The sequence below is a fragment of the Paenibacillus koleovorans NBRC 103111 genome, from assembly GCF_004000845.1.
GTDB lineage: Bacteria > Bacillota > Bacilli > Paenibacillales > NBRC-103111 > Paenibacillus_AA > Paenibacillus_AA koleovorans.
Window position 1 is genome coordinate 23,905 of sequence record NZ_BIMA01000089.1, and the last position, 6,757, is coordinate 30,661.

The following is a 6,757-nucleotide window of genomic DNA, read 5'->3' on the forward strand; positions in this document are numbered from 1 at the left end:
ATCGAAGCTTTCGTAAGGACCGGTCGGTACCCCTATCATTACCTGAACGCCTGGCTTGTCGATAGTGCAAAAAACGTACTTTACCCCATTTTCAACTTTGCACAAATCGTACTTTGTATGCTCGTCGCATAGGCCTTACGCATCAAGGCCTCGGATCAACCGAACCGCATGCTCCACGAACCATTCACCGGCTTGGGGAGGATTGCGGTGCACATTTCGCAGCTTGGGCTCGTACCCGCCTTGGACAAAAGCGTCTCGAGTGCACACATAACCTGTAGTTGAACTGTTGCAAAGGGTGTTGATCATCGTATAGGCGAATGGAGACGACTGCTTGATGCTGAGTCCGAACTCCACGAATATTTCTCCCGGCAATCCCGCTATGACCAGATCCGCCAGACGGAACACTTGGATCTCGATGGGGACGCTGTCAATCGGATTGTTCTTCACGTACAGCAGCTCTTCGGCAAAAAAACGGTCGGCCACGGAAGCGTTGGCCGATTGCAAGGTTCGTTCGGCATCGGCAACAGCCGCCGCATCCGGCATTCTATAAACTAACTCGAACTCCGAATGAAGCGCCGCTATCGGAAGCGTGGACTGCTGCTGTTGCTGCTGGGCGATCATCTCGATCTTCTCTCTCGTGCGCAGCACTTCCGCCGCCAAAATCCGCCCCATCTTGCGATAGTGCTCCGGTTGAATCGAGAAAGCCGGTTTGGTGAAATCGAGATGATTGATATTGCCGCAGGCTCCGAGCACGAATAGGCTGACCACGCGTTCACCCAGCGCTCCCTTCAAGCTCCGCGAGAGCTCGCCGGGAAAATCCGCGCAGATGCCCGTTCCCCCAACCGTGTCCGTGTGACAAGCGAAATTCGTCACGACTCCGATCGGCTTCCCATTCTCGTCGTCAAGGCGGACAACAAGCACCTCCGGATCGATCGGGCCGGTCGGGCGGTCCAATTGCGGATGCTGGAAGCCGGGATTCGTCCTCACCGTGCCGTCGGCCATGTAGTAACGCCGGTTGAAGCTGATTTCGTGCTCGTATCCGATGCCCAACCCCATCGTGGCGGGACGGCGTTCGTTGTAGGCTTGAATGACGGCATCCGCCGCGCGTTCCACCATATAGTCCAGGTAAGAGGCGTTCAGGCTCTGATCGAAGCCGGGGCGAATCGGACCGCCTGTGTGCGTATGTGTAGCGGAGACCATAATATGCTGCCTGGGGATGCCCGTGAACTGCTCCACTCTTTCCCGGATCCGGTCGGATTCGCTTTTCCGCACGTACAGCGCATCCAGCACGACAAGAGCCAGCGTAGAGCTATCGGTTGCCAGAACGAGCGCTTTCGCGTATAAGTCGTCGATCGTGTGCGTATTTTTCCTTTCCGTCAGGTAGCCCGGAATGGAGCTTCCGATTGGAGGGGTGATGACCGTCTCGTACATCCCGCATTGCAGCATAGTTTATTGACCTCCTGGGTATGTGGCTTCCGGCAGCCGGGCCACCACGTCGGCGGCGCTCAGCGCGAAGCTGCTCTGATTGTATGTGGAGCGGATGCTTAGGCGAATCCGGTCGGCCATGACCGGCGCGAAGCGGATCGTCTGCGCTCCCCGCTGGTTCAATAGCGTTCCGTTGAACGCCGCGGTCTGCTCTAGTCCGCATTCGATGATGCACTCGTACTGCTCAATCTTGTTATTCCCATCCTTGGCTGTGACGGCGTTCCATTCCGGCTGTAATACAGTCAGTCCGTGAACAAGTGTCGGCCGCTCCCAAGAGAGGACAAGCTCATCGCCGATCCGGCCCTCGCCTTCCGCACGGTCCCATGGATCCTGCGGAGCGTCGGTCAGACTGCGAATTCCTCGTTCTCCTAGTATACAAGCAACCTTCTGACTGCGGGACAAATAATTCGGTCCGCCCGGCGCCGTTACCAAACGAATAATCGTATCCCCGTCCGTCCCGGTGCCTTCCCATGTCGGCACTTCTATGGACAGCTCGCCTCCCGCTTGAGCGAACACGAGCGCCTGACCGGTTTTGAGCAAGGTTGCCTCCAGTACCGTATAGCCTCCGTCCGGAAGTCGAATGGACGATTCGCGGGAAGGTGCAGTGAGGACATGCAAAAAATGGCGGTCGGTATTCGGGTTGTAAGTCGTCACCCCATAAGCGCCGTCGTTCCAATTTCCGGGCTGCAAGCCGCCTCTGCCGTAGCCGCCCCCTTCCGTGCCGAAGATCGACTCCCCTGCCCACTGCAGGTACTGACCGAAATGCTCGGAGAACCGATTCAGCCTCTCCGGAAATTCTCCGCCGATCTTCGGCCCGTACCCCAGATTCGCGTTCCAGGAGGAAGCCAGGATAGCGATTATGCGTTTTGTCAGCTCCTGCACACTCGGATCCTCTTCGTAATACTGCCACTCCTGCCGCTGCGGCCCGAGATAGAACCAATCGCCGATCGTTTTGAAGGCCGCTTCCGCCCCGCCCGCTCCGATCCAAGTGCCGCTGGCGAAATCATAGGAAGGGGAGAACGTCTTCCCGTAGTCTTCTAGAGCCATAACGTCCTCACCGGCGAGCGGCCGCTGCTTGAAGTTGTTGCGGATGTTGACCGCAAGCGGCATACGCCGGTGAATCTCCTCCATCAGTTGGGCGGACACCGCCTCCTTCGACGGATCGTGACCGGCCCCGCCCCAACCGTCGAACCAGAACCCGGCCAGCTTCGGGTAGTTGGTGATGGCCTCGTGGATCACTTCGCAGGCATAGCTCATAAAGCCGATCCGGCTCGTAATGTCCGTGTCCGTCTTCGTGTAGGCTTGGTAGGCTGCCTTGTCCAGCCACACGATACCGCCTTCGTTCCACCATTCGTTGCCGCTGCCCGTTGAATACAGAATGACCTTAATGCCTGCTTCTTCGGCGGCGTCGATCAGCTCCTGCAAGTAATCCCGTTTCGTCTGCATGCTGCCCGGTATGGAAGACGGCCATGTTCTCAGATAGCCCAATCGGCTGTGAAACGTAGCGTAAGTGATGTACTTCGCGCCGATCTGTTTGGCCGTCTCGACCCATTTCGCCGCCGACCAACCCGCTTGTGCCGCCGCCTCTTCAAACTCCACTTCATCTTTATAGGGAAACACAACTTCCTTGCTGAACGGGTCGATGATATGCTCCCCCGTCCTCAACCCCCAATGCACGAAGAGGCCGATCTTGGCGTCACGGAACCACGAGGCCCAGCGCGCCTCGCGATCGGGAAGCGGAGCAAGCGCCTCCAGAGGAAGCAAGCCGAACCGCTCCACCGTACCGTTTCCTCGACAATCGATGCGCCCGGTATCCAGACTGTTGTCATCCTCAAATTCGGTATCCAGCACCAACAATTGGTCTACATAAAAGCGAAGCTTATTTTCGTACGTTTCCAACCGAATCGTGTAATTTCTAGAAGGTAATAGGCGAACCTTGCCGGCAGCCAGCAGGCTGCTCCTCTCATGACGGTTCCGATGAAGCACCGCTTCGCTCCCATTCAGCTGCAGCTCATACCCGCCGGCCGCCCCTACTCGGAATAAAATGGAGAAATCCGGCGGCTCGCCCATAAACCGCACTTCCATGTCGAGCTTGAAATCGTCGTAGTCTTCTTGCGTGTATACATAATTTCCTCTTGTTATGCGCACCGCGATTCATCCTTCCTATTTGGGCAAAATGGCTAGATCAAAGTCGCACCGGGCTCGAGCCGCGGAAAGGAACGGAGCCGAACAAAGCGCGAACCGCCGCTCTCTGAGACGCCTCAACCGGAGAATAAGCGTTCACGAATGCGCCGGCCGTCTCGAAGTAATCTTTATAATAGTAAGGAGACCCGAACGAAATCCCGATCGTCTTGGCTCGATCGAAGCATAAAGCGCTCCACAGGGCACCTCTGCCGCTGGTCGCGAAGTCGAGATGGCCGATATAGTTGTGGATGACGAAGAGCACGTGGTCCACGATCTTGGCGAGGTCTTCCAGCTCGTCGATCCATAGTTTATCTTTCCAGATCGCATTGACGCCGTATTGGGCGAGTTCCTCCATTAAAGGAGTGAACAGCTCAGTTGCGCCAGGCTTTGTGACGATCGGAACGACCAGCATAGAGGGATTCGATTGAGGCAGCGGCAGCAGTTGAGCGCGATTGGACAGAAGGGTGAGACTTCGCTCCGCCATACGGGTTGCCGCTGAGATTGCGATGCTGTTCGGCTCCGTCGGTTTGTTGGACGGTTGTTGGAGTTCCGTGAGTTGCGAGAGTTGAGGGGCAGGCGACTCGAATAGTCCGAAACGCTCCTTCATTTTCCAAATTCGCTCCACCGCATCATCCAACCGCTCCATCGACACTTCGCCGCTCTCGATCGCTTGCTCCAGCGCGTCGATGTAGCCGAGCGTAGGGAATAGCAGCATGTCCGTGCCGCAGCGGAAACATTCCACCTCCGCCTGCGCGCGGTCGTACCAACCGAGGAAACCACCCATGATCAGCGCATCGGACACGACTACCCCTTCGAACCTCATCTCGTTTTTCAGCAGGTGCGTGGTCAATTCCTCCGATAACGTAGCCGGCAGCAGGAATCCGTCTTGCTTCGACTGCTGATAGGCAGGCAAGGTGATATGCCCGGTCATGATGGCGGCCACTCCCTGGTCGATTAAGGACTGGAACACCGCTCCGTGCAGCTGCTTCCACTCCTCGAAGGGTAGCTCGTTGCTGCTGGTCACGAAATGCTGGTTGCGGTAATCTTCCCCGTCGCCGGGAAAATGTTTGGCGGTCGCCGCCAAGCCGTGAGCTTGCATGCCCTGCACGACGCGGCCCAGCAGCCGGGAAGCTTGCTTCGGCTCGTCGGAGATCGAGCGGGCGTTCACGATCGGATTGAACCGATTGCGGTTCAAATCCGCCACGGGAGCAAACGTCCAGTTGATCCCGATCGCCTTCGCTTCCACGGCCGTAGCTCGGCCGTACTCGTAGGCCAGCTCGTCGTCATCCGCCGCTCCAACGGCCATGAGATGCGGGAGCGCCGTCAATCCCGGAATCATCGAGCCGCTGCCGTTCTCCAGGTCGGAGGCGAAGAGCGGGGGGATGGTGCTATGGCTGCGGTACTGCCGGACTTGCTCCGACACGTCGCCGGAAGATAGCTCCGCTTGTTTGATGATCTCGCCGCCAACGAAAAAGCCCCCCGCCGGATATTTGCTCAGAAATGCTTCCAGACTGCCCTCCTGCGCGATATGAGCGACCGGATCGGCGATGATGACCGCGGTTTGCGCGATTTTCTCCCTGACGCTGAATTGCCGCCAATCGGTTGGTTGTCCATGAGTTGTTATGTTCGTCGACTCCTTTCGCTGAGCCGGATTGATGCTTCCGGACTCTCTATGTGCGCAGCTTGAGGCTATCCTCTCACACTCCGTGAGGAGGCGACCAGTGCAACATGTTGCGTTTAGTGCAATCCCGCTTGCTGGCGACTAACCACACGATATCGCACTAGGCAGCGCTTGGAGAGACTCCCTATACTGAAAATGGACAAAGAATTCGCGCGAGCTGCGCCAGATGGAGGGGCCTTCAGTGGGGAAGCTAAAGGTAGGTATGGTGGGGACGGGCGGCATTTTTCAATATGCGCATTTGCCCGCTTATGAGAAACATCCGGAGATAGAAATCGCAGCCGTCTGCGACACCCAAGAGGAGCGAGCGAAAGCGTTGGCCGAGCGGCTTGGCCTGGAAAGGTACTACACGGATTATCGGACCATGTTGGCAGAGGAAGAGCTTGATCTCATCAATATTTGTACGCCGAATGCGTTCCATGCCGAAATTGCGATTGCGGCGCTTCAGGCGGGCAAGCATGTGTTCTGCGAGAAGCCGGACGCGATGAATCCGAGTGAAGTCAGGAGCATGAGTGAAGCGACGAAGGTGGCTGACAAGACGTTGATGGTCATGCGGAACAATCGGTTTCGCAGCTCGTCCTCCTTTCTGAAAAGCTATATCGAGCAAGGTTTGTTAGGGGAAATCTACACGGGCCGATGCGGGTGGGTGCGCTCTCGCGGCATTCCCGGCAAAGGCGGCTGGTTTACGACCAAAGCTTTATCAGGCGGCGGACCGCTTATCGACCTTGGCGTGCACTTCATCGACTTGGCCGTCTGGCTGATGGGCAATCCGCAGCCGGTATCGGTGGTGGGAGCGACGTACCGGAAGTTCGCCGAGACGGATATGGCGGATTCGGCGCACAGCGGATTCGGCGACGCTCAAGCGAACGGTGTTTTTGACGTGGAGGATTTGGCGACCGGGTTTATCCGCTTCGACAATGGAGCTTCGCTGCAGATCGAATTCAGTTGGGCATCCAACATTGAGGAGGAGCATCATTTCGTGGAGCTTCGCGGGACTCGGGCCGGCGCGAGTTTGAAAAATCATCAGCTCAAGCTGATTTCGGAGTTCGACGGCGTCCTCCTGGACAGCGTCCCGCGCCTGCCCAAGGATCAAGGCGGCCATACGGAGAATATCAACCACTTCATCGACGTGGTCCAAGGCCGCAAGCAGCCGATCTTCACGCCGGATCAAGGCGTGGACATGATCGACATCATCAGCGCGATCTACAAGTCGGCTGAGACGGGTGTGGAGGTTCGGTTGAAGCCATAAGTGAAAGGAGGCTCCCGAGGTGGCGAAATCGCCTGCTCGGGAGCTTTTTTGCGTGGGGGACTCTCAGGCGTGGGCGGATTGGTCGGTTGCGAGCAACGTGTTTGTGACAGGTTATAAGACTCTAGCTCAAGCTCGACTCCTCTGTTCCCGCAACCCTGCTC

The 6,757-nt window shown here is 57.3% G+C and carries 5 protein-coding genes; 2 read left to right on the top strand and 3 right to left on the bottom strand.

Annotated elements, in window-relative coordinates; all coding sequences use genetic code 11:
- Window positions 1-135 precede the first annotated feature (135 nt).
- Genes PKO02S_RS23590 through PKO02S_RS23600 form a run of 3 tightly spaced genes read right to left on the bottom strand, consistent with a single transcriptional unit; the run spans window position 136 to window position 5,221 of the window.
- Window positions 136-1,446, bottom strand: coding sequence for a neutral/alkaline non-lysosomal ceramidase N-terminal domain-containing protein (locus PKO02S_RS23590; RefSeq protein ID WP_127586809.1), 1,311 nt, complete (start codon window positions 1,444-1,446; stop codon window positions 136-138).
- A gap of 3 nt (window positions 1,447-1,449) precedes the next feature.
- Complete coding sequence (locus PKO02S_RS23595) at window positions 1,450-3,633, bottom strand: alpha-L-fucosidase (RefSeq protein ID WP_127586811.1); 2,184 nt, start codon at window positions 3,631-3,633, stop codon at window positions 1,450-1,452.
- 37 nt (window positions 3,634-3,670) lie between these two features.
- Entirely contained in the window at window positions 3,671-5,221 is a 1,551-nt protein-coding gene (locus PKO02S_RS23600) for a glycoside hydrolase family 3 protein (RefSeq protein ID WP_307720037.1), read from the bottom strand.
- Here PKO02S_RS23600 and PKO02S_RS33425 point away from each other — a divergent pair.
- Together PKO02S_RS33425 and PKO02S_RS23605 are read left to right on the top strand one after the other, a co-directional pair.
- Complete coding sequence (locus PKO02S_RS33425; RefSeq protein WP_246067256.1) at window positions 5,114-5,356, top strand: hypothetical protein; 243 nt, start codon at window positions 5,114-5,116, stop codon at window positions 5,354-5,356. The two genes, PKO02S_RS23600 and PKO02S_RS33425, sit on opposite strands and share 108 nt — an antisense overlap.
- Window positions 5,357-5,531: 175 nt before the next feature.
- Complete coding sequence (locus PKO02S_RS23605) at window positions 5,532-6,596, top strand: Gfo/Idh/MocA family protein (protein WP_127586815.1); 1,065 nt, start codon at window positions 5,532-5,534, stop codon at window positions 6,594-6,596.
- The last annotated feature ends 161 nt before the right edge of the window (window positions 6,597-6,757 follow it).

Coding starts and splice junctions, on each gene's coding strand:
- PKO02S_RS23590 (WP_127586809.1), bottom strand. CDS start 1,446: ATGCTGCAATGCGGGATGTACGAGACGGTCATCACCCCTCCAATCGGA.